This is a genomic window from Bacillus sp. 103mf (genome assembly GCF_900116295.1).
GTDB classification, from domain to species: Bacteria; Bacillota; Bacilli; order Bacillales; family Bacillaceae_G; genus Bacillus_A; species Bacillus_A bruguierae.
Window position 1 is genome coordinate 150346 of the sequence record NZ_FPAF01000003.1, and the last position, 23251, is coordinate 173596.

General features: G+C 35.1%; 20 protein-coding genes and 1 pseudogene. 16 read left to right on the top strand and 5 right to left on the bottom strand.

The genetic code is table 11. The annotated features are described in order from the left end of the window. Positions 1-13: 13 nt before the first annotated feature. Positions 14-279 (bottom strand): annotated as a pseudogene (locus tag BM350_RS26170) (GTP-binding protein); the annotation flags it as partial. 228 nt (positions 280-507) lie between these two features. Between BM350_RS26170 and BM350_RS10385 the strand changes: the two are divergent. Further along, positions 508-1038, top strand: a complete 531-nt coding sequence (locus BM350_RS10385) for a GNAT family N-acetyltransferase (protein ID WP_090912278.1) — start codon at positions 508-510, stop codon at positions 1036-1038. Positions 1039-1745: 707 nt separating this feature from the next. Here BM350_RS10385 and BM350_RS10390 read toward each other — a convergent pair. Continuing rightward, positions 1746-3725: an IucA/IucC family protein gene (locus BM350_RS10390; protein WP_090912276.1), complete on the bottom strand. Its 1980-nt coding sequence runs from the start codon at positions 3723-3725 to the stop codon at positions 1746-1748. A gap of 130 nt (positions 3726-3855) precedes the next feature. On the opposite strand from BM350_RS10390, the gene BM350_RS10395 reads away from it, so the two are divergent. The 8 genes from BM350_RS10395 to BM350_RS10430 all read left to right on the top strand — a co-directional run bounded on the left by BM350_RS10395 (position 3856) and on the right by BM350_RS10430 (position 12946). Next, positions 3856-5049, top strand: a complete 1194-nt coding sequence (locus BM350_RS10395; RefSeq protein ID WP_280141373.1) for an MFS transporter — start codon at positions 3856-3858, stop codon at positions 5047-5049. Next, complete coding sequence (locus BM350_RS10400; protein WP_244547970.1) at positions 5030-6853, top strand: IucA/IucC family protein; 1824 nt, start codon at positions 5030-5032, stop codon at positions 6851-6853. The genes BM350_RS10395 and BM350_RS10400 overlap by 20 nt, the downstream gene beginning before the upstream one ends. 188 nt (positions 6854-7041) lie before the next feature. Beyond that, positions 7042-8139 carry an alanine/ornithine racemase family PLP-dependent enzyme gene (locus tag BM350_RS10405; RefSeq protein ID WP_090912274.1) on the top strand — a complete coding sequence of 366 codons (1098 nt, stop codon included), beginning with the start codon at positions 7042-7044 and terminating at the stop codon, positions 8137-8139. Positions 8140-8297: 158 nt separating this feature from the next. Then, positions 8298-9260, top strand: coding sequence for an ABC transporter substrate-binding protein (locus BM350_RS10410; RefSeq protein WP_170857676.1), 963 nt, complete (start codon positions 8298-8300; stop codon positions 9258-9260). Between the two features lie 13 nt (positions 9261-9273). Further along, positions 9274-10305 carry a FecCD family ABC transporter permease gene (locus tag BM350_RS10415; protein WP_090912269.1) on the top strand — a complete coding sequence of 344 codons (1032 nt, stop codon included), beginning with the start codon at positions 9274-9276 and terminating at the stop codon, positions 10303-10305. Further along, positions 10302-11279 carry a FecCD family ABC transporter permease gene (locus BM350_RS10420; RefSeq protein WP_090912268.1) on the top strand — a complete coding sequence of 326 codons (978 nt, stop codon included), beginning with the start codon at positions 10302-10304 and terminating at the stop codon, positions 11277-11279. The genes BM350_RS10415 and BM350_RS10420 overlap by 4 nt, the downstream gene beginning before the upstream one ends. A gap of 103 nt (positions 11280-11382) precedes the next feature. Continuing rightward, positions 11383-12204, top strand: coding sequence for an ABC transporter ATP-binding protein (locus tag BM350_RS10425; RefSeq protein ID WP_090912266.1), 822 nt, complete (start codon positions 11383-11385; stop codon positions 12202-12204). A gap of 235 nt (positions 12205-12439) precedes the next feature. Then, positions 12440-12946, top strand: a complete 507-nt coding sequence (locus BM350_RS10430) for a DinB family protein (protein ID WP_090912264.1) — start codon at positions 12440-12442, stop codon at positions 12944-12946. A gap of 198 nt (positions 12947-13144) precedes the next feature. Here the strand turns inward: BM350_RS10430 and BM350_RS10435 are convergent, their stop codons facing one another. Both BM350_RS10435 and BM350_RS10440 read right to left on the bottom strand, forming a co-directional pair. Beyond that, positions 13145-13453 carry a carboxymuconolactone decarboxylase family protein gene (locus tag BM350_RS10435; protein ID WP_090912263.1) on the bottom strand — a complete coding sequence of 103 codons (309 nt, stop codon included), beginning with the start codon at positions 13451-13453 and terminating at the stop codon, positions 13145-13147. Further along, entirely contained in the window at positions 13446-13865 is a 420-nt protein-coding gene (locus tag BM350_RS10440) for a tautomerase family protein (protein ID WP_090912261.1), read from the bottom strand. The genes BM350_RS10435 and BM350_RS10440 overlap by 8 nt, the downstream gene beginning before the upstream one ends. 109 nt (positions 13866-13974) lie before the next feature. Between BM350_RS10440 and BM350_RS10445 the strand changes: the two genes are divergently transcribed. The 3 genes from BM350_RS10445 to fumC all read left to right on the top strand — a co-directional run bounded on the left by BM350_RS10445 (position 13975) and on the right by fumC (position 18183). Next, the gene (locus BM350_RS10445) at positions 13975-14850 is read left to right on the top strand and encodes a LysR family transcriptional regulator (RefSeq protein ID WP_090912259.1); all 876 of its coding nucleotides are present in this window, start codon (positions 13975-13977) and stop codon (positions 14848-14850) included. A 342-nt stretch (positions 14851-15192) separates the two neighbouring features. Beyond that, a complete protein-coding gene (gene nhaC, locus BM350_RS10450; protein ID WP_090912257.1) occupies positions 15193-16596 on the top strand; it encodes a Na+/H+ antiporter NhaC in 1404 nt (467 codons plus the stop codon). Between the two features lie 198 nt (positions 16597-16794). After that, the gene (fumC, locus tag BM350_RS10455; RefSeq protein ID WP_090912255.1) at positions 16795-18183 is read left to right on the top strand and encodes a class II fumarate hydratase; all 1389 of its coding nucleotides are present in this window, start codon (positions 16795-16797) and stop codon (positions 18181-18183) included. Positions 18184-18873: 690 nt separating this feature from the next. On the opposite strand, the gene BM350_RS10465 is transcribed toward fumC, so the two are convergent. Next, complete coding sequence (locus BM350_RS10465; protein WP_090912253.1) at positions 18874-19116, bottom strand: hypothetical protein; 243 nt, start codon at positions 19114-19116, stop codon at positions 18874-18876. A 330-nt stretch (positions 19117-19446) separates the two neighbouring features. On the opposite strand from BM350_RS10465, the gene BM350_RS10470 reads away from it, so the two are divergent. The 4 genes from BM350_RS10470 to BM350_RS10485 all read left to right on the top strand — a co-directional run bounded on the left by BM350_RS10470 (position 19447) and on the right by BM350_RS10485 (position 22933). Next, positions 19447-20724 (top strand): right-handed parallel beta-helix repeat-containing protein, encoded by a 1278-nt coding sequence (locus tag BM350_RS10470; protein WP_090912251.1) that lies wholly within the window; start codon positions 19447-19449, stop codon positions 20722-20724. Next, the gene (locus BM350_RS10475; RefSeq protein WP_090912249.1) at positions 20721-21239 is read left to right on the top strand and encodes a nitrous oxide reductase accessory protein NosL; all 519 of its coding nucleotides are present in this window, start codon (positions 20721-20723) and stop codon (positions 21237-21239) included. The genes BM350_RS10470 and BM350_RS10475 overlap by 4 nt, the downstream gene beginning before the upstream one ends. A 186-nt stretch (positions 21240-21425) precedes the next feature. Further along, on the top strand, positions 21426-22238 hold the full coding sequence (locus BM350_RS10480; protein ID WP_090912636.1) for an ABC transporter permease: 813 nt from the start codon (positions 21426-21428) through the stop codon (positions 22236-22238). Then, positions 22235-22933: an ABC transporter ATP-binding protein gene (locus tag BM350_RS10485; RefSeq protein ID WP_090912248.1), complete on the top strand. Its 699-nt coding sequence runs from the start codon at positions 22235-22237 to the stop codon at positions 22931-22933. The genes BM350_RS10480 and BM350_RS10485 overlap by 4 nt, the downstream gene beginning before the upstream one ends. Positions 22934-23251: the final 318 nt, after the last annotated feature.

Here is a 23251-nt window from a genome sequence, read left to right on the forward strand (position 1 = left end):
AAGGGGAGTTTTTTTAATAAGCAGTCATAAATGGAGGGATAGGATCATGGAATATATCCCAGTTTTCATACATTTCTTGTTCAGTTAATAAGCAGTGGTCTAAAGATTTCTCTATTTTTTTCTGTTCATGTCAATACCAATAAAGACTAATTCTGTAATTCGATCCCCGTATGTGTCATCCCAGCGGTTTAAAATGTCAAGATCTTCTGCGATGAGTTGTTCTTCTTCTTCTTCTTCTTCTTTTGAAGTAGCTGAAACCCACTCACCAGCTCTTTGGATGATAAAAAAAGAAACCTTTTGAACTAACGGTATAGGTTACTTGAAATGATTTACAGGATATTTCTGGAATGGTAAACTTAAGTAACCTGTAATAATGGATTGCAAAGTGTGATGCTTTCTTTATTTAGGATTACATATAGTGGGGGTAGCTGCCAATAACATATACCTATTTTAAAATTTGTTTTTGCCTATTTAAAATGGCGTACAAATTATGATAGGAGTGTAATAATGATTGAATTAAACACTGAAAGATTAAGACTAATTCCTCTGAGTGCAGAAAATCTGAAATTACTAATTGATAATCCAAAGAAAATGGAACTAAGGTTATCTTTAAGTGAATCAAATAAATTTCTTAGCTTAGAACTTAAACAAGCTATGGAAACAAGGCTTTCAAAGCTGTTAGTTGATGAGGAAAATTATATATGGTATACTAATTGGTTAATTGTTTCGAAAGATAAAAACTGTAATGTTGGGGGAATCATGTTAAAAGGTCTTCCAAATGAAAATGGTGAAGTAGTAATTGGTTACTATACTCTTCCTGAATATCAAGGAAACGGCTATATGACGGAAACAATTAATACTATGAAAAACTGGTTGTTAAATCAGACGGGTGTTATGTACATTATTGCTGATACTGATAAAGATAATATTCCATCGCACCGGGTATTAGAAAAATCAGGGGGGGAAATGTATAAAGAAACAGATGAATTATACTTTTGGAGATTTGTCCGAAATAAGTTCCATGAAAAAAATAACTAAGAGTCATCATTTTATAGTGCTGGCTCTTAGTTAAGGCATCAGTACAATGTTGATCAATAGAATGGCAAAACCTTGTTCAATTAACGAGTGCTTCAGTTGAACAAAAAATAATTGAATTTTTTATAAAAGAGTAATACATTAGAATATTTTAAGAGCGTGTTTTGATTAAACTTTTTTCAAAACACGCTCTTTTTTTGTTCGTTTGTCAAGGTTATTAGCATTGATTTGTACAAACATGATTCCAAAGCAACAGCAAGCATAAATATACAATCACAACATAATGGAGGAGATTGCATGGTATTTCCACTTGTAAAAATAAAGTGAAACTTCTGTCAGTGGTGGGGGCTTCATCCCCCACCTATCTTCTTTGCTTCTTTCTGAATCTTGAGGTGGGGGTCTTACTGTCCGTTAATGCGGGATAAATAAAGTAGAAAAATAGAAACCGTATGCATATGAAAAATTAAAATCATAAAGAAAAAGATGAGCCCGAAACTGAGCTCATCTTAATTTATGGCTCATCTTCACAACTGATTTTACAATTTATCCATATAAATCGCTGCTATGCAGAATAAAACATGACCTGCACTTGCTTCCTCCCTTTGTTTAAACCTCGCATGTGGCAGGAAAAGGCCCTGACCGCTTCTACGCACGGCCAGATGCTCTCGTCTTCCTCTAAAAGAAAAAGGGGGTTATGTCATTTGTATATTTCAATTACATAATGGATTTTTAACTTTTACATAAAAATAAGCATGAGCTTCTCCCATCATACGCATAAGGGTTAAAGCTTTATAATCTACTTGATCTGCAAAAAAGACAGCATAGTCAGATAGTGCACACTCTTTGTAGTTAGGATTTTTTTGTAAATCTACAAAAATATTGTGTAAGACTCGTTTTACTATATTCCATAGCAGTTGTTCATCTAATTCATAGAACTGACTTATATGCAAAAATAACTCGCCAAAGTGATTTTGCATGACAGAATAAAATACTTTATTACGCATACTTTTTTCATCATCTACTAGAATTCTTGATTTATGATGAAACATGTTTATATCAAATCCTGCATTTTGTAAACGGTTACGATGAACACGAATACCTTCCCAATCACGCACGAGTAGTCGATCCGGTGTACCATCTTTTTTAAAGACAGGAACTGTATTTTGCAGGTGACCTTCTAAACCGATGCCGTATTTCACCATGAGCGGAATAAAACCGGTAAGGGCATTTGTTACATATTTCTCTATGAATTGAACAATTGCATCTTGTAATGATAGGTCATAGTTCTCTTTGTATAGCTCAATTAGTTCTACTATGACTGGTTTATTTGTACCGTGTACGGAAGCGACAAGGGCAGATCCGACAATAGCCCATTCATCTTGATTCACATAAGCATGAATATTATCACGAATGACACAAGCGAGATTTTCACTCCGTAATGTTTGGAATTCCTCGTCTACATCATTTGGATGAAGAAAATGAGCGCCAGCTCGCTCCATAATTGGAACAAAACGATTTCCATCAATCATTTTATCATGAGTAACAATTTGTTTTAAAATATTGCTCATGATTGGTCCGTTATGAATCGTTTGTTCTGATAATGTTCGTACTTCTCCAGTTAAATGAATATTTGTTGTTAGTTTATAATGTGGTCTAATCGTATCATGTTGTGCAGGAAAGATTGTGCGAAAAGACATGCCCGCTAAATATGTTGCTCTATAATCCAATAAAATAATAGTTTGTTTTTCAAGTTCTTCACTATAAATTTCACGTAACGTATGAGTAGCTTGCCATGGATGAATTGGTAATAGTATGTAGTCGTCTATCTTATCACCAAGTTTCAGTTCGGCTTCTACTTGAAGTGCAGGTTCAAAAGAAAATAATACTGCATTCCAAGTTTGTTCTTCCATAAAAGCTGAGCTTATGTAATTTTGGTGTACAGCTACAAAGCAGAGTGGAATGGTATTTTTAAACTCTGCTGAATAAGCCAATGTTTCTTCTGGGCTTAAACCCTTTCTCATTTTGGCACCAGGATGACAAGGGTGTCCTTCAATAACGAGCTGTTCAAAAAAGGCATAGGAATCTTGGGCCTGAGAAGCAGCTTGTAGCGTTGAAGTATTCTCGGTTTGTTCATGAAATGTATAAGCAAGAGCTAAATTAGCAGCACTATTTGTAACATCGTCTTTAAACATCTGAAAATAGGAAGGATGCCCCTGCCAATTTTCTTGCATTAGCAATGTCAATACTTCATTCGGATGCTTAATTTCTTTTTCATTAGATGGTGATACAAGAATATATGGTCCACTTATAACTGGTCGTTCAAAAGCATATATGTGTTGAATCGGTATAAGCAGGTATGCGTTTTGTTTCTTGAAACATAATCCTTGTATCATTGAAAACTCGTCAAATTGATGAGTATGAGTATTTATATAATCTAGTAAATAGTCTGGACAATGCTGCTTTGAAAATGAAGCAAATACCCCTTTATGTTTGCGAAGCAAAATCCCATTCTCTGTCATGTTACATATATTTTCACGTATGAAGGAAGATAGTAATCGTTCAAGTATACCAGCTCGTCCTTTTTGAATCATTTGTTGATAGGTTTCATGTAGTGGTGCGTGATGATGTTGTAAAAAAGAAAGCAAGTTTTGTTCCTCTAATTCTAATGTTTGAATTTTATTGAGATGCATAGAAACCACCTTTCTCAAATTTTTCTATCTTTACAGATAAAAAAGAATATTTTATATTATTTTACATAGATAATGATAATCAATTTCAATTATAAAGGGCGCATGTAAAAATGCAACCAAAAATTTCGGGGTGGTTTTTATTCGCAAACTATTTTTTAGTAGTTCATTTTTCTTATTTATGGGGAATTGGCTTGGAATGACTGCAATCAATTGGTACGTCTATGACTTGTATCACAGTGCCACATATTTAGGATGGATCAACTTTGTACGGCTGATTCCTATTGCATTGTTTAGTGTATATGCAGGGAAGCTTTGTGATTTGTATCCACGTATTAAGTTAATGAAGTCCTATTCATTTTGGGGATTAGTGGTTACAACAGTACTTGCTATTTATGTTGTGTTTATTACTCCTTCTTTTTTTATTTTTCTTCTTTTCTCATTTGTGAGAGGAATAATTAGTGCATTAGAAACACCAAATCGAAATACGATTCTTTCAGATATTGATACGAACCAGCAAATTAGTAAATTGATATCTATGAACTCATTTGTGATGAATGTTTGTCGCTCAACAGGGCCAGCTGTTGCTGGTTTTTTGATTGCAGGAGGACATATTGAGCTGACATTTATGATGCAGGCAGTTTGTTCACTTATTGCATTCATTCTCGTATTACCGATGAAAGATCGAACGATGAAAAAACGAAAAGAAAAGAAAAAAGCAAGCTGGGAACAAATTGTTCAATATTTTTCTCATGATACTATGGGAAAAAATATTTTTATGGCATCAATGATTACAATGGCTTTTGGCTTTTCGTATACGTCTGTATTGCCTGTACTTGTTTCTCATCAATTTACAGGAAAAGCGGAAGTGTTCGGTATTGCGATGTCTGCGGCAGCAATTGGGGCAATTATAGCAACGATTATTCTTCCTAGAATACTAGAGTATATTTCAGAAATTAAGATTTATTACATGAGTTTACTTTTGTTTTCCATTAGTATAGCGCTTCTTGTTATTAGTAATACGTTTACGTTTTTTATACTATTATTCTCTATCGGCCTTTTTGGACAGTTGTTACGCTCTAGTAACCGTGTCTATTTTCAAAATAATGTTCGTGAAGAAGAACGAGGCCTCATGCTTAGTGTTGTATTAATGGACCGAGGAATGATTCCGCTCGGTTCGATTGTAGTAAGTTATGCAATTGAATATGTGGGTATTTCCGAAACATTTGTGATGATGGGGATTTTATGTATTATCCCATTTGTATTTCAATATATAAAAGTGAAAAAACAAAACAGGAAGGTGAAGAATGTTGTCCATTCAAAGTAAACAATTCAATCGAGTACAAGCAGAATATCGTATTTTAAATCGTTTTTGTAATGCGTTAATTCGTGAAAAAAATTTATTAGAAAGTTGTGCTGTGCTAAAGCATGAGCATGGTATTGAAATTATAGATTGTATGAACGAAGCGGAATTATTACTAGAGGTGCAACAAGAAGGAGCATTTGAACGATACGAATTTGCGTTTCCACTTCGTTTTAAAGTAAGGGGACATGTTAGGTGGATTGGTTCATTACAATCGTTTTTTGAGGAAGTAGCACCATTCTTTCAGCTTCATGTTTCAGATGCTTTGCAAAATGAATTACAGAACAGCGTTGAGAACTTGGAAATGGCCTATGAGGCATGGGAGCAAAAACAAGAATGGGTAAAACAACAGCTTGAAACAAACATGATGTTTTTTGCGAAATATAAACCAAATAATCTATATCAATTCTTCGAAGAATTAAAAAGATGTACGTCATTTGACGAATTATTATATACAGAGTCATTAGTAATTGAAGGACATCCACTGCACCCTTCAACAAAGACGAAACTTGGTTTATCGAAAGAAGAAGTAAAGCGCTATGCACCTGAATTTGAACAGATTGTTCCGCTATATGTATTACTTATTCATAAAGATGTAATAGCAGTTACAGGAGATAGTTTTGAAAAAACATTATTATATGAAGTTATGCCAGACTTATATGAAACAGCATATGAAACATTAACAAATCAAAGAAAACAAATGGGGGATTATTATCCATTTCTTGTTCACCCGTGGCAATATGAACATGTACTAATCAAAGAGTATGATAAGGATTTGGAGGAAGCACGTATTATTCCAATTCCTTATCAACTTTCGTCCCGGGCGACGCTTTCATTTCGAACGATGAATCTACTAGAATTGCCATACCATGTAAAGCTTCCAGTACGCGCGCAAGCTACGAGTGCGGTCAGAACGGTATCACCAGAAATAACGATAAACGGACCCATTCTTTCTTCACTGTTTGATACGATTTACGCAAATGAGAAAGAGTTATCGCAGTCAGTAGTAGTTGTTCGTGAACGAGTTGGGGCTACTTTTACGAAAAATGATGATGCTCATTTAGGTCGAAATCTGGCATTTATTTTACGAGAAAGCCCAAATGTTTATAGGAAAGAAGGAGAATTACTATGGGTTGGAGCTAGTTTAACCGCAAGTAATCCATTAAAAGAAGATGAACCCGTTATTGTAGATATAATGCGCGCATATTTTGAAACAGAAACGATTGGAAAAAAAGAGGTATTTCATTATGTTGCTCATTATACTGAAAAAGTTATGATTCCTTTACTACAGCTAGTTTTACGATATGGAATTGCTTTAGAAGGACATATGCAAAACTCTATTATTGTTACAAAGGGAGGAGAAATTCAACGGATTTTTGTGCGTGATTTAGGAGGCGTGCGAATTCATAAGCAGACATTAGGAAAGGTAGTAGATATTGCGAATCTGAAAGAAGCAGTTGTATTTACAGATGATAGAAATGAAGTTTATAACAAGTTTATTCATTCCGTATTGCAAAATCACTTTGGAGATGTGTTATTTACGTTAGCTCGTGCGATAGACGACGTACAGGAAAAAGAATTATGGAGAATCGTTGCTGCGATTGTGAAAGAGTATATGGTAGATGCAACAGAGGAGCAAAAAGCAGCTATATTCGCAGATCAAATTGAAACAAAAGCATTGTTCTCAATGAGAATACAAGATCAAGCGAAATCTTATTTGTATACAAAGTTTCATAATCCGCTTTGTGCGTATATAAATACAAATTGAAAACCACTTTCTTTTAGGTAGGTGAGAGCATCTGGCCGTGCATAGAAGCGGTCAGGGCATTTCCTGCCACATGCAAGGATTAAGGCAAAGGAGAGAAAGCGAGTAGCGGTCATGTTTTGTTCTACATAGCAGAGCTAGACAAAGATGTTGAAAAATTAAAATGTATTTATGTAGTAGGAGGAATGAACATGCTGCCTATTATGAAAGTAAATCTTTCAAAATTGAAGCATAATGCCATGATGATGAAGCAATTATGTGAGCGCTCAAATATGATATGTTTTCCAGTGACAAAAGGGGTCGGCGCTGTGAAAGAGGTAATTGAAACGCTTCAAGAGGCAAAGTATACAAGGTTTGCTGATTCTAGATTACAGCATCTTCATCACATTCGTTCTATTGTCGGAAAAGAAGCTGAGCTCTTATTGATTCGTACGCCAGCTTTGTCGGAGGTAGAAGAAACGGTTCTTTGTGCGGATATTAGTTTGAATTCTGAACTATGTATTATAGAAGCATTAGGAAGAGCGGCGAGAACATATGGAAAAATACATCGTGTAATTTTAATGGTTGATTTAGGTGATCTTCGCGAAGGAATGATGTCGCATCAAGTGGTAGAAGCAGCACAAAGAGTATCGAATATACCTGGAATTGCACTCGATGGTATTGGAGCAAATTTCACTTGCTTTAGCGGTGTGATTCCAACTGAGAGTTCTTTGCAAGAATTAACACAATTAGCAAAGTTAGTAGAGAAAAAAATAGGAACACAGCTTCGGCTTATTTCAGGAGGTAATTCAAGTTCGTTACCACTTATTATGCAAAAAAAACATATTGGACGTGTCAACTCTTTACGGATTGGAGAAGCCATTTTTCTAGGAAAAGAAACAGCATATGGGAAACGTATTCCTTTTATGTACCAAGATGTATTTTCAATTGAAGCAGAAATCATTGAAATAAAAAGAAAGCCGTCTATGCCAAGGGGAGTCATTGGAAGAGATGCGTTTGGCCAAGTTCCGTCTTTTGAAGATAAAGGAGAGCGACTACGAGCAATTGTTGCAATAGGAAGACAGGATCTTGATATTAGCGGTTTACAAGCTTCTGATAAGAATATTGAAATTCTTGGTGGAAGTAGTGATCATTTAATTGTTGATATAACGGATAGTACACTGCATAGCATAGGGGATATAATGACATTTATTCCGGCGTATAGTGCATTGCAAAGCGGTATGGTTTCTTCACTTGTACGAAAACAATATGTGTATGATGAGGTGCTTCAAAAATCGCTTATTTTATAAAGTGAAACTTCCATCAGTAGGGGCTACTGCTCGCGAATCGAGTGTATGAATCATTCCAAAAAATATTTTTTTTGGAAAAATAATAGACAATTTCTAAAATTATGCTATCATATTAACTGAAATTGATTATCAATATTGTTGGTATGGGGGACTACATAATGAACAGGAAAAAAGTAAGTACTTTACTTGTAGCTATGTCATTAGCGGTGGGAGCGCTTGCTGGTTGCAGTGGAGGAGCAAAAGAAACGACTAAAAAAGAAGATAAAGCAGAAGCAAACAGTCAAACAGGATCAGTGAAAATTAAACATGAGTGGGGAGAAACAGAGTTAAAAGAAACACCAAAAAATATTGTAACTCTTGACTTTTCATTTATTGATACATTAGTAGATTTAGGTGTTACACCAGTTGCAAATGCTGGAGTAGGGAAAACGAAAATTCCAGAATATTTACAAGATAAAGCATCAAAAGTTAAAGATGTTGGGGAGCGAAAAGCACCAAACTTAGAAGTTATTTCATCTGTGAAACCAGATTTAATTATTGCAAGTAAAGATCGCCACAATATGATTCAAAAAGAATTAAAAGATATTGCTCCAACGATTGCATTTGATGACAATAGTTATGAAGAAGTAATGAAAAATATGGATACCATTGCTAAAGCAGTTGGAAAAGAAGAGCAAGCGAAAAAGATTCGTACAGATTTACAAGATAAAATTTCAAAAGCAAAAGAGAAAGTAAAAGGAAATCCAACAGTACTGGTTATTGGTGCTTTTGATGATGAGTTTTCAGTATGGATTAAAGATTCATTTATTGGCTCGTTAATGACGGATGTTGGTGTGAAGTATGCATATGAAGGTAAAAAAGAAAAAACAGAAGGTAAAGCAGAAATTGCAAAAATTACGATGGAACGTCTAAATGAAATTAATCCAGACTATATCTTCTTATATGGAGAAAATGTAGAGAAGTTTAAAAATAATCCACTATACAATAACTTAAAAGCAGTAAAAGAAAAGCATGTAATTGATGTTGATCGTAATCTTTGGGCACGTGGGCGCGGACCAATTGCAGCAAATAAAATTTTAGATGAGGCACTTCCAGCATTAACAGGTCAGTCTTCTAAATAAGGAGTTGGAGACTTTGTATCATACACAAACTAGAAGCAGACGGGCGTTAAACCCGTATGCTTCTTCTACTTTGCAATTTATTTTCTTTTTTCTATTATTAGTAATGGTGGGAGCTTTCTCCGCATTATTTCGTGTAAAAGGATTATCATTTCATAACATATCAGAAGTATTTGCAGCGGATACAAAAAATTTAATTTACTATACAGTTTGGCAAGTACGTATACCACGTGTAGTGTTAGGAGCTTTACTTGGCGCGGCATTAGCTGTTGCCGGGTGTCTTTTACAAGGAATTACGCGAAATCCGTTATCTGACCCAGAAAATATGGGAATAAATCAAGGGGCTTCTTGTTTTGTTGTTATTGCCCTTTTAGTATTTGGAGAGAAGGATACGAGTTTCGTTATTTTACTAGCAGCTTTTCTCGGGGCCGCAGCAGGAGGAAGCGTTATTTATTCATTAGCATTTCGCGGCGAATATACACCTTCACGTCTTGTGCTTGCTGGTATTGCAGTGAGTCTATTCCTTGGATCATTAACGACAGGAGCGATTTTGTTATACGAAACACAACTAACAGAGATTTTATATTGGATGGCCGGAAAGTTATCAGGGGCAAGCTGGCAAGATATAAAAATGATGTTAGTATCAGCAGTTCCTGTTATAATTCTTGTTTTTTTTCTAGCAAATCAATTGAATATTTTATCGCTTGGTGAGGAGACAGCGCGTGGACTTGGTGTAAATGTTCTTCGTATTCGGAGAGTATTTGCGTTTTTAATTGTTCTTCTTGTCGGTAGTGCAGTTGCGGTAGCTGGACCGATTGGTTTTATCGGACTGATAGTTCCGCATATTGCAAGAAAATTAGTTGGTCAAGATTATCGAATCATTTTACCATTTTCTGCATTGCTCGGCGCTAATCTTCTTGTCATCGCAGATTTTGCAGCGCAATGGGTGTCTTATCCAGCAGATACACCTGTTGGCGTTATAACAGCGCTTTTAGGTACACCGTTCTTCATTTATTTAATGAGAAGGAAGAGAGGTGCTGTTAAATGAAGAAGTTTGGCCGGTTTACTATTGTTATAATAGTAGGTCTTATATTGCTAATTGCACTTTCTTTACTAAGTTTGCGGCTTGGCGCGGTACCAACGCCATTTGCTGAGATTATAGAAGGACTGATGACAGGAGAAGGTGTTGTCTTAAAATATCGTTTACCACGTCTTATCATAGCGATTTTAGTTGGAATTAACATGGCGTTATCAGGATCCATTTTACAAAGTGTTACAAGAAATCCACTTGCAGCACCTGATGTTATTGGAGTTTCTGCTGGTGGAGGATTAGCGGCTGTTATTATGCTCCTTATGTTTCCGAGTGTGCCGGCAATTATGCTCCCAGTTGCTGCATTTGCTGGGGCAATGATTGCAAGTTTGCTTGTGTATGTATTATCGTATCAAAAAGGAGGAGTAAAACCGGAACGTCTTGCACTATGCGGCGTTGCGATTTCTACGGGTTTACAGGCTCTTATTACATTTATTATTGTGAAATTTGCAGTTGATTCCTCACAAGCACTTGTGTGGCTAAAGGGGAGTTTATATGCAAGATCTTGGGAACATGTTGACATGCTATGGCCGTGGACGATCATTGGAGCGGTCATTACATTTGCAAGTTATAAGCAAATTAATCTTTTGTTATTAAATGAAGAAACAGTAAAAGGTTTAGGCATGCGTATTAATGCTGTTCGTCTTGTTCTGATCGGTGTGGCCGTTGCCTTAGCTGCAAGTTCAGTAGCAGTAGCAGGGACAATTAGTTTTGTAGGGCTTGTTATCCCGCATGCAGCGCGTCTGCTTATTGGTTCAGACAGTAGATTGTTCTTGCCAATTTCAGCGTTACTTGGTGCATTACTCGTTACGGGTGCAGATATGGTGGGGAGAATTATAATTCCGCCAATTGAAATACCAGCTGGTATTATAACAGCACTTATTGGCGCACCGTATTTTATATATTTACTCGTGATTAGAAAAGGAACATAGTCTCCTATAAAGTGAAACTTCCATCAGTGGAGAATTTTTTTCATCTCCCACTGATGGTTAGCCCGCGAATAGCGGGATAAATAACAAATAAGGAGTGAACAAGATGACAAGTTTACATACGGAACAGTTGGAGCTTACGTACGGAAATCAAACCATTATTAATCATCTTGATTTACATATTCCAGAAGGAAAAATTACGGCACTAGTTGGCCGAAATGGATGCGGAAAGTCAACGATTTTAAAATCGCTAGCACGATTGCTGCAACCAACTAAAGGTCACGTATATTTAGATGGTAAAGCAATTCATACGATGCCAACAAAAGAAGTATCAAAGAAATTGGCAATTTTACCACAATCACCGACGGCACCCGAAGGATTAACAGTAGAAGGTCTCGTTTGGCATGGTCGTTATCCGCACCAACACTTACTGGGAAAGCGAACGGAGAAAGACCATGAAATGGTAAACTGGGCGCTTGAAGTAACGGGAATGCATCAATTTACAGATCGTACATTAGATGAACTTTCAGGTGGACAGCGTCAGCGTGTTTGGATTGCGATGGCACTTGCGCAAGATACAGAGTTATTATTACTAGATGAACCGACAACGTATTTAGATATGGCCCACCAGTTAGAAATATTAGAGTTATTGAGAAAGTTAAATGAAGAAGAAAATCGAACGGTTGTTATGGTTGTACATGATTTAAATCATGCGGCTAAATATGCGCATCACATTGTTGCGATTAAAGATGGAGATAAAGTAATGGAAGGAGCACCAAGTGATATTTTAAATGATGAATTGTTTGAAACAGTGTTTGGTGTGAAAGCACGTGTTGTATATGATCCAGTTGCGATGACATATATGTGTACACCTTATGCGTTACTCTCAGAAAAAAAAGAACAGCAAAAAGAAAGAATTGTTGGATAAAAAAACTGTTGAGAAAAGATTCTCAGCAGTTTTTTTATTGGGAATTTTGGGCAGTAAGATCGCTTCTCAAGAATGAGGGAGAAATGAAATAATAAAGTTATTTCATTTTATTTTTAGGCTGTTTTCTCAAAGATTTTTGTTTTTGCAACATAAAATAAAAGTAAGAACATATGTTTGTTTGTTGTGGATTTTATGTTATGATTATATTAACTTAATTTAGAAAAGAGGGATTAATTTGAGTGAGGTAAAAAGTATAATTCGTCATTTTAATCATTATTCATCCTGGCTAATCACTTTAGAAGAAGTCGATGAAACTTTATGGTTTAAACCGATAGCCGATGGTAAATGGTCTGTAAGTGAGATAATAGCACATATTATGAATTGGGATAATCATCTATTAACAGAAATCCTCCCATCTGTACAAAATGAAAAGGGAATGGAGTTTCCCGATTTTGGTATACATAATCAAAAGGCATCAAACTACGCAAAATCAGGCATATCACAATCAAAACTTCTTGAAGAAGCAAAAGATACAAGGGAACTACTTGTAAAAGAACTTAATGAACTGCCAATCGAAAAGCTAAAAAAGCCATTAACTGCAAACGGTGTAACTCATTGTCCACATACAGGAACGCCTTATTCACTTATATATATTGTTAAGGAATTTACAGACCACGATAACCACCACCAAAGACAAATTATACAATTCCTAAGGGAAAACAGCCTATTTTTAAAAATATAAAGGTGTAGCTTTATAATCAGGTTTGATTTAAAGTGTTTCTCAAAACTGGATGATACAACCAAATAAAAAGAAGCCATTTTGAAAAAGCTTAGTCAAAATGGTTTTCATTTTTGAAATTAGATTTTTGGTTTTATAAAAAAGTTGATTATTTCTTTGGCTGTTAATATAGATGCCTTAAGAAATACTATATTGTTATTTTTAACTCAGTATTTTATTTATCGCTGTAGTTGCTTTGGGCCATCCAACATAAAAAGCCATATGTGTTATCAAAGCAATAATCTCCTTTTCGTTAATTCCATTCTTTTTAGCTAATTGTAGATGAAATGGTAGTTGTTCAGTATTGCCAATACTAATTAGAGCGGAAAGGGTAATTAAACTTCTTTCTTTTGATGTTAATGTCGGATCTCTCCATACTTTTTCAAATAATATATTTTCACCGTAATCAACAAAATCAGGAGCAATATCTCGCATTTCCTTTGGTATATTGGATTCGATACGATCATTCACTATTTTTTTCCTCCTTCATAGTAACCATTTGTGCTATTCCTTGACCAAATGACCAGTTTTCAGCAGATGTCTCGTTTAATGTAATAAAAATATCAGTTGTAGAGATGTTTAAATGATTATAAAAAGCTTCCGCGATGGATTGATACAAATCTCTTTTTTGATTTATTGTTCTTCCTGGTCCACATGTAATAGAAACGTGTAGTATTTTATCTGTTCTCTTTTGCTCTCTTTCTAAGAGATAATACGGGTCGTAAAAAAACTGATTAGATTGGTAAGGTAAAAACATGTGAAAGTAATCATTTTCGGGAATTTTAAAATGTTCAATTAATGAATGATGAATACAATTGCTCACCTTTTTTAACTCTTCTTTATTCAATTGCCCTTCTGGATAATAAACATTAACAAATGGCATATTTTCACTTCCTTCCTGACAACTTTATTGTACTTCTGGAATATTGATTTGTATAATTGAAAATAAATAATATTATTATCAATAAAACCGATAGAGATTAGGTGTAAAATTGGAAATAAAAGAGTTAAATACATTTAAAAAGATTATTGAAGAAGGAACTTTTTCACTCGCAGCTAAAAAATTAAACTATGCTCAATCAACGGTAACAACACATATAAAAAAATTAGAAAATGAGCTTGGCTTTCTTTTATTTGAACGAGGGTGGGATGCTCGATTAACAGATGAAGGTGTATTATTTGCTGAGGAAGTAGATAACTTATTAATGCATTGGGATTATTCTGTATCTCAAGCGCAGCGCATAAGTAATGAAGAGAAGGGGGATTTAAGAATAGGATTATTGGAATCAGTTGCAGAAAAATTAATTCCACCTATATTAAAATATTTAAACGATAAAAAACCATACATACATTGTGATTTTGTCGTGGGAAATACAGCGCTTTTATCACAAATGATCGATCAAAATAAGATTGATTTTGCCGTTTGTGGAAACAACAAAAATATTTCCAATGTGAATTTTACTCCACTTTGCAAAGAACAAATCGAATTTATAGTAAGTAATCCAAATCATCCAGTATTATCAAAAGAATCAGTTGAAATATCTGATATTATTAATTATCCCATTTTGGTTGGAGAGAATAGTTGTTATTATTATCAATCTGTGAATGCTTTTTTATCAGAGAACAATTTATCTTTTAAAAGGGTCTATAATTGTAGTGCCCTGCATCTTATTCCACAAATGGTTTTTGGGGATGCGATAGGTATAATCCCTAAAGGAACTATTTTAAAACAAAATTCAATATCATTTAAGGTTGAGGGATTTGATCCTAAAATGCCTATAGGATTAGTAATTTCTTCTAAAAAAAGAAACTATTTAAGCCAGACGAAACAGCAACTTATGAAATTGATTGAATCGATGTTGTTATAAATAACGTTTTCGATTACTTATTATCTAAGTTGATTTGATTAAATACACCATATAAATCTTTAAAAGTTGAGAATACAAAAAGAAGCTATTTTTATCAATTTTAAAATAGCTTCTTTTTAATGACTCGGAGTGAATATGATGAGATACGAAAAAAATAATGTATTTTTTCAAATTAGCATTGCGAAATATAGGTTGTACTTTTAAAATAAAAAGGTCGTGTATTTATTATACTAAAAAAACAAATCGAAATAATGTGAATATTTATGTTTTATCTAGTTATGTTTATGTAAAAATAACTAAACGACATGCATCATGTTATTGCTTCATAAGGAGAGAAGAAATTTGAAAAGTGTAAGATTACCATCGATGATAGAAATCATCATTCTTTTGCTGTTATTTTTAGGCGTTGTCTTTTCATTTCAGACAATTTTTGATTTACCGATTCAGCTTGCGTTATTTATTTCATGGTTTCTTGTCATTGCGCTTGGATTAAGGCTTGGATTTCGTTATCAAGAATTACAAGATGCGATTACAAAAGGAATTTCGAATGGACTCGAAGCAGTTTTAATATTAGTAGCGGTTGGTGCTCTTATTGGAACTTGGATTGCTGGCGGTGTTGTGCCAACACTTATTTATTATGGTTTAGAATTTATTCACCCAAGTATCTTTCTATTAGCAACATTAATTATTTGTTCGATTACATCTATCGCAACAGGTACTTCTTGGGGGACGGTAGGTACAGCTGGTATTGCCATGATGGCAATCGGAGAAGGACTTGGATTACCACTTCCTCTTGTAGCTGGTGCAGTTCTGTCCGGTGCGTATTTCGGAGATAAATTATCACCATTATCTGATAGCACCGTACTTGCAGCTTCTATGGCGAAAGTAGATGTTATTGCGCACGTTCGTGCTATGTTGTATTTAGATGTTCCAGCTTATATTATTACCGGTATTATGTTTACAGTTGCCGGCTGGATATATGGCGGAAAAAATGTAGATTTAGAAAAAGTAGATTTTCTAAAGGCATCTTTACTAAAGCAATTTGATATTCACATTTGGATGCTCGTTCCAGCAGTCGTTGTCATTATACTGTTAGCGATGAAACGTCCATCTATGCCTACAATTGCAATGGGGGCTCTTCTTGGTGCCATCTGGGCAGCTGTGTTCCAAGGCATGCCTTTTGGAGAAGCGATTGGCACAGCTTACAAAGGATTTTCTATCGATTCTGGTATCGATTTCATTGATAAGTTATTAAATCGCGGCGGAATTGAAGGAATGCTCAGCTCAGTTGCTGTTATTATTTTCGGACTTGGTTTTGGTGGTTTACTAGAAAAGCTTGGCGTTTTGAAAGTTATTGTTTCGAAGTTTGAGAAAAAATTAACATCTGCAGGTAATGTAACACTTTCGACTTTAATTGTTGCATTTTTAGCAAACGTATTTGGCTGCGCCATGTATGTATCATTAATTTTAACGCCAAAAATTATGGAAGAAAGCTACGATAAATTAAAATTAGATCGCCGCATTTTAGCTCGTAACTCAGAAGTCGGTGGAACGCTCACATCAGGAATGGTTCCATGGTCTGATAACGGTATTTTTATGGCGGGTATTCTAGGCGTTTCGACGTTATCTTATCTGCCATTTATGTGGTTGAGCTTTGTATCATTAGCGCTTGCTGTTATTTACGGATATACAGGTAAATTTATTTGGTATGTAAATGATGTAGAGAAAGAAAAGCAAGTATCATAGTATGAAAAAATCATCCTTTCGCTTATAGCGGGGATGATTTTTTGTTTTTATGGGCTAATTTATTATCTTTGTGCAGTAATTTATATTATCAAAATCATCATTCAATAGATGACTTTCATTTTTAGTGGTAATATTTATTATTTTTAGTTTTTTCAGTAAAATGAAAGAGAAGGTATTTAATTCTAAGGGGATGAAAACATGGAGTACAGAATTGAAAGAGATACATTAGGAGAAATGAAAGTTCCAGCTGATAAATTATGGGCAGCACAAACGCAGCGTAGTAAGGAGAACTTTCCGATTGGAACAGAGTGTATGCCGCTTGAAATTGTTCGGGCATTTGCAATTTTAAAGAAAAGTGCAGCGATTAGTAATCAAAAGTTAGGGAAGCTAGCAGACGAAAAGGCAAATGCAATTGTAGAGGCAGTTGATGAAATTTTATCGGGAAAATGGGATGAGCATTTTCCGCTTGTTGTTTGGCAGACAGGAAGTGGTACACAATCTAATATGAATGTGAATGAAGTAATTGCTAACCGTGGAAATCAAATTTTAAGAGAAAAAGGGCTTGATCTACATATTCATCCAAACGATGATGTAAATATGTCTCAAAGCTCAAATGATACATTTCCAACAGCACTTCATATTGCGTGCGTGATAGCTGTAGAAGAGCAAGTATTGCCAGCAGTAGAAAAATTAAAAGGCACGTTAAAAGAAAAAGTAAACGAGTTCTCTCATATAATTAAAATTGGTCGTACTCATTTGCAGGATGCAACGCCGTTAACGTTAGGTCAAGAAGTGAGTGGCTGGCATCGTATGCTTGAAAAGACAGAGCGGATGATTATAGAAAGTAGTACATATATGAAAGAGCTTGCAATTGGTGGTACTGCGGTTGGAACAGGGATTAATGCCCACCCAAAATTCGGTGATATGGTTGCAGAAGAAATTAGTAATTTTACAGGAAAACATTTTGTATCAGCACTAAATAAATTTCATGCGTTAACAAGTCATGACGAAGTTGTTTATACGCACGGGGCGTTAAAAGCGTTAGCAGCTGATGTAATGAAAATTGCAAACGATGTCCGCTGGCTTGCAAGCGGACCGCGTAGCGGCCTTGGGGAAATTACGATTCCAACCAATGAGCCAGGGAGCTCTATTATGCCAGGAAAAGTAAATCCAACGCAAAGTGAATCTTTAACGATGGTTGCAGCACAGGTCATGGGAAATGATGCAACCATCGGCTTTGCGGCAAGTCAAGGGAACTTTGAGTTAAATGTCTTTAAGCCAGTCATTGCTTATAATTTCTTACAATCTGCTAGATTATTAGCAGATGCGCTTGTTTCATTTAATGATAAATGTGCAGTAGGTATTGAAGCAAATGAAGAAATTACCAGACAGCACTTAAATAACTCGTTAATGCTTGTAACAGCGTTAAATCCGCACATTGGTTATGAAAATGCAGCAAACATTGCCAAGCATGCACATAAAGAGGGATTAACACTAAAAGAAGCGGCACTGCAATCAGGTTTGTTAACAGAGGAACAATTTGATGAAATTGTAGATCCGAAGAAAATGATTGAGCCGAAGGAATGAAATACTTTATAAAAGATAGGATTCTCAAGTGAGGATCCTATCTTTTTAGTTTATCCCGCTATTTTGGGGCAGTAAGACCCCCACCTCAAGATTCAGAGAGAAGCATTGTCCAGCTCTAGCGGCTAGAATCTCCGGTCGTTTCGCCCCCTCGGACGAGGCAAAAAGCACCTCTTTGTCAGGGACTCCAACGTCCTACGATTCTGAGCGAGCCGCTTCCGCCTTTCTAAAGAAGATAGGTGGGAGATAACTGCCCGTAAAAGCCCGATTGGGTAGGCTTTCCATCCGTAGGGGATGAAGAAAACCCCCACGGATGGAAGTTTCACTTTATAAAGGGATTATATATATGAATCAATTTCATAATTGTTTCTTTTCCTGAGTTGGATTGGCAGAATTTTAGAAGTATGTTTTTTGAAAATACTAAGCGGTTTTTCCATCATGTAAGTAGTTTAGAAAAGATAAAATGAAATTTCCATTAGTATGGATCTTACTGCCTGCGAATAGCGGAATAAAAAAATCCCCGTTATAAACGGAGATTAGAAGGAAGGAATGAAAGAAATAAATAATAAAGTTGTATTTTGAATCTATTACTAATTTTGGGGCAATATAAGATTATATTTTCCTTAAGTTTTAAATAAATAATGAAACAACTTTTGGATGCATTTTATTAATCTCTGCAAGCAATTCGTTTTTTTAATAGACGCGAAAAAACAAACCAGTAAGTTCAGAGTTAACACTAAAATCATCATTTAACGTGATAGAGAAACAAGCAGTTAAAGGTAACGTAATTACGACAGATCCATCTGCTTTTACTTCGATTGTAGGACTTGTCCCACATGCATCAGCACAATCCACAGCTACTTCAGCTTCACTACCTGGTGTAATGGTAATTGTAAGACATATATCAAAACAAACATTCTCTTTTGTACAAGCCATCATTTTCCCTCCTTTAATAGAATTCACTGATAGATTATGTAATAAAGAGAGAAAATGTACCTTATAATTCATATATTAAGTTTAAAATGAGGCATATACTCTATATTTTCTCTTGAAAAATGTTGTTATTATTTATGGCTTATATTCTTTATTAACAACATTTGCTCTTATTTTTCTTTCTATATATAGAATCCACTTATCGATTTAACTAAGTTGCACTTTATAGTGAAAAAATATTATTTTCCAAATCATACAAAATTACTTCACAAATTCCACACAATTGTTTGTTATCCTTCATATAGGTCGACTTGATTTAGAGGAGATTGCCATATGAAAATAACTCGAGTTTTTTTTCTCTTTTGTATAATTTTTTTAAGTTTTTCATTCCATACTTATGCACAGGATACGTTACAATCTCAAATTGACGCTGCTCCTGAATATGGAATTGTAAAAATACCGAGTGGTATCTATAACGAGACACTCGTTCTTTCAAAGCCTGTTACTTTAGAAGGGACAGGGGAAGTCACTGTTCGTTCTTGTAGTAAAGAGCCTGTTATTACGGTAAAAGGACAATCTGTCACCTTGAAGCATATAAAGGTAGAACAATGCAGCAGTAGAGCAGACACGGAGGCTATTCGTGTTACTGGTAAGAATCATAGGTTGAATAATCTTCAAATCTACACAAAGCAGTTCGGGATTAAATTTAACGAGACAAGTGATACGGTTGTAGAAGGTGGTTTTATTAAAGGGAATTCGAAAGGAAACGGAATCGACTTATGGGAATCAAATAACAATATGATTCAAGGAGTCGAGATTGATAGAGTAAGAGATGGCATTTATATTGAAAATAGTCATTTTAATCGAATAACCCGCAATGCTATCGGAAATTCTCGTTATGGCATACATATTATGTTTTCTAATCACATAACCGTACAGGATAACAAGTCTCACAACAATATTACAGGTGCCATGGTGATGGGAACAAAAGAGACAAAAATTAAAAGGAACGAGTTAACTTTCAATAATCGTAATGTTAATGCACAGGGTTTATTGCTGTATGATGCAGAGAAAACAGAAGCGATTGGCAATCGAATTTCTTATAATCGTGTTGGAATGTATGTGGAAAATGCAAATAACAACCGTATTTCAGATAATGAAGTAAATGGGAATTTTATTGGCATGCAAATTAAAAATGCTAATGAAAATAATGTGTCTGACAATGTCTTTATTGGAAATGTAAATGAGTCTCAAGCGATAAACAGCACTGAAAACAAAATTATACATAATTATTGGGACGCATCCTTGAAACTGGATACAAAGGGAAATGGTATTAGCAGCATTCCGCACAGAGCAGATCCATTTTTTCTAACACTAACAAATGAAGTCCCCGAATATCAGTTGTTTTTCCAAGCGCCTGGTATGCTTGTACTCCAAGCATTGTTAAAAAGTCCTGAAAATCAAGTTTTAACTGATTATGAACCTAGGATGACAATTAGAGGGAAAAAGGAAGAAAACAATTCTTCATTTAAGATGCAAATCGGAATAATCAGTATGAGTATGTTAGCAATAAGTATTACTTTATTTAAAATTGGGAGGAAAAGAAGATGAAATGGAAAGGTTTATTTATTACAATAGTTGCAGCTCTTTTATTGACAGTAGTTGGCTGCGGGAAAAAGGAAGTTAAGCCAGTATCAATTGACGAGAAAACTGATAAATGTGCCAACTGTAATATGGCTGTGACGAACGATCAATTCGGAACAGAAGTAATTCTTGAAAACGGTAAATCATTAAAATTTGATGATCTTGGTTGTATGTACAAATGGATGAATAAAAACAAGAACGAAAAGTTGCAAGCAAAATTTGTACGTGATTACAATACAAAAGAGTGGGTTGAAGTAGAGAAAGCGACTTATGTTTATGACAAAGATATTAAAACACCGATGGCTTATAATGTGATTTCTTTCAAAGATAAAAAAGATGCAGAAAGCTTTGTCTCTAAAAATAAAGGTGAAGTGTTAGAAGCAAAAGATTTGGAAAAGCATGAATGGAAAAAGAACATGGATATGATGATGAAAATAAAAGAAGAGAATGCAAAGAAAAAGGATATGAATCATTCTCATTAATAAAAAAGGACAACCGCTCCGGTTGTCCTTTTTTATCCTGCAATAAGAGGGAGTTAGCCCCACTTTAAGATTGAGAGAGAAGAAAATAGATGGGGGCTAACTGCTGGCATGCGCCCGATTGGTTCAATTAACCATCAGTGGGGGACTCCACTGATGGAAGTTTCACATTATGGAAAGAGGGATATTATGTGGCACATTTGGCAATCTGAGTGGCGAATCACGATAAGACAACGTTCATCTTATACATTTGTCATTCTTTGGACGAGCGTTTTGTCTTTACTATTTTTATTGGAGCGAAATACACCTACTATAACAGGATACACAAATATGACAGGTACAATGGTGAATTTAGTGCTGTATATTATACCGTTATTTATGCTTATTATCAGTTCTTTTTCTATTGCAAATGAAATGGAAAACGGACAGTGGCGGTTATTAAGTACGTATCCCATTTCTAGTGTTGCTTATGTAATGGGAAAAGCATTCGGACAATTTACAGCGCAGCTCATTATTTTTACACTTAGTTATGGTATAAGCCTTATAATTGGTCTCATTAGTGGAAGTGCATTATCTATTAAATGGGTGCTAGCTCTTTATATATTCTCAATAGTATTAATGCTTTTCTTTTTAATAATCGGTTTCGTGGTAGGTTCTTTTGTCGTAACAAGATGGCAGGCGCTAACAATATCTGTTGGGGTTTGGTTTTTCTTAATTATGATTTGGCCTACTGCACTTATTGCTGTTCTTAGCTTTGTTCCGTATCCAATGATTGCTGTGTTCCTAAAAGTAGCTTTGTTTGTTAATCCTGCTGAACTGCTTCGCATCGTATTTGTTGTTCAATTAGGTGGTGGTGCAATATTTGGACAAGCATACGATACTCTTATTACTTTCTTACAATCTGAGGCGGCGTGGGGAGTTCTCATTTTATATACACTGATATATATGGCTTTGGGTTTTACTCTCTCTGCATGGAAGCTAGAAAGGAGAAAAATGCAATGACACTTTTGCAAGTTAAAGAGGTTTCAAAAGAATATAAGACAAAACAAGCACTTTCTCACTTTTCGCTTCAAGTAGACGAGGGAATGTGCATCGTACTATGCGGGGGAAACGGTGCAGGAAAAAGTACACTTCTTCATATATTGGCAGGTATTTCAAAACCGACAGAAGGCACGATTGTATTGAATGGGATTGCTCTCCATGAAAACAGGAATGCATACGTGTCACAAATTGGATATATGCCAGATGACTTCCATGCGCAGGAGATGATGACTGTGCATGAATTTCTTTCTTTTTATGGTGTGTTACGAAAGGCTAGTCAGCGACAAGTACAAGAGATTTTAGAAAAGATAGGTCTGATTGAAAAGAGGAATGAACTTGTAAAACATTTATCGAAGGGAATGCGTCAACGCTTAGTATTTGGACAAGCGTTGTTAGGGAAACCGAAACTATTATTATTAGATGAACCGACGAATGGTTTGGATCCATTTTGGGTCGATGCATTTGTCGAGGTTTTACAGGACATTAAGAAGAATGGGACAATTGTTATTTTTTCCACACACATGATGGACGTGGCGGCGGAGATAGGGGATTGTATTTTGTTTATGAAAGATGGGATTGTGACAAAGCGTATTGAACATAAAGGAAGTAAAGAGGAGAAAACACTGCACTTGTTACAATTGCACCGGCAGGGATGAAATCGAAAAAATAAAAGTTTAATAGTGATAATGAACAATAGGACTAGTATGGTAGCTAGTCCTATTTGTTGTATTTTCGTATGCATATGTAAGCAAAATTTGTAGGTGCTTCTTCAGTTACTGAGGGGAGTAAGACCACATTGATAGAAATGTTGTTTTATTGAAAGGCATAAAACTTCCTTTTAATATCCATAAAACATAAACGTTATTTAATTTTGTTTGAAAATAGGCAAACAATATATTGGAATGTTTGTTTTTATTATGGTATTATAAATAAAAATAAACTAAATCATAATTCGTTTGTTTTTAAAATAAACT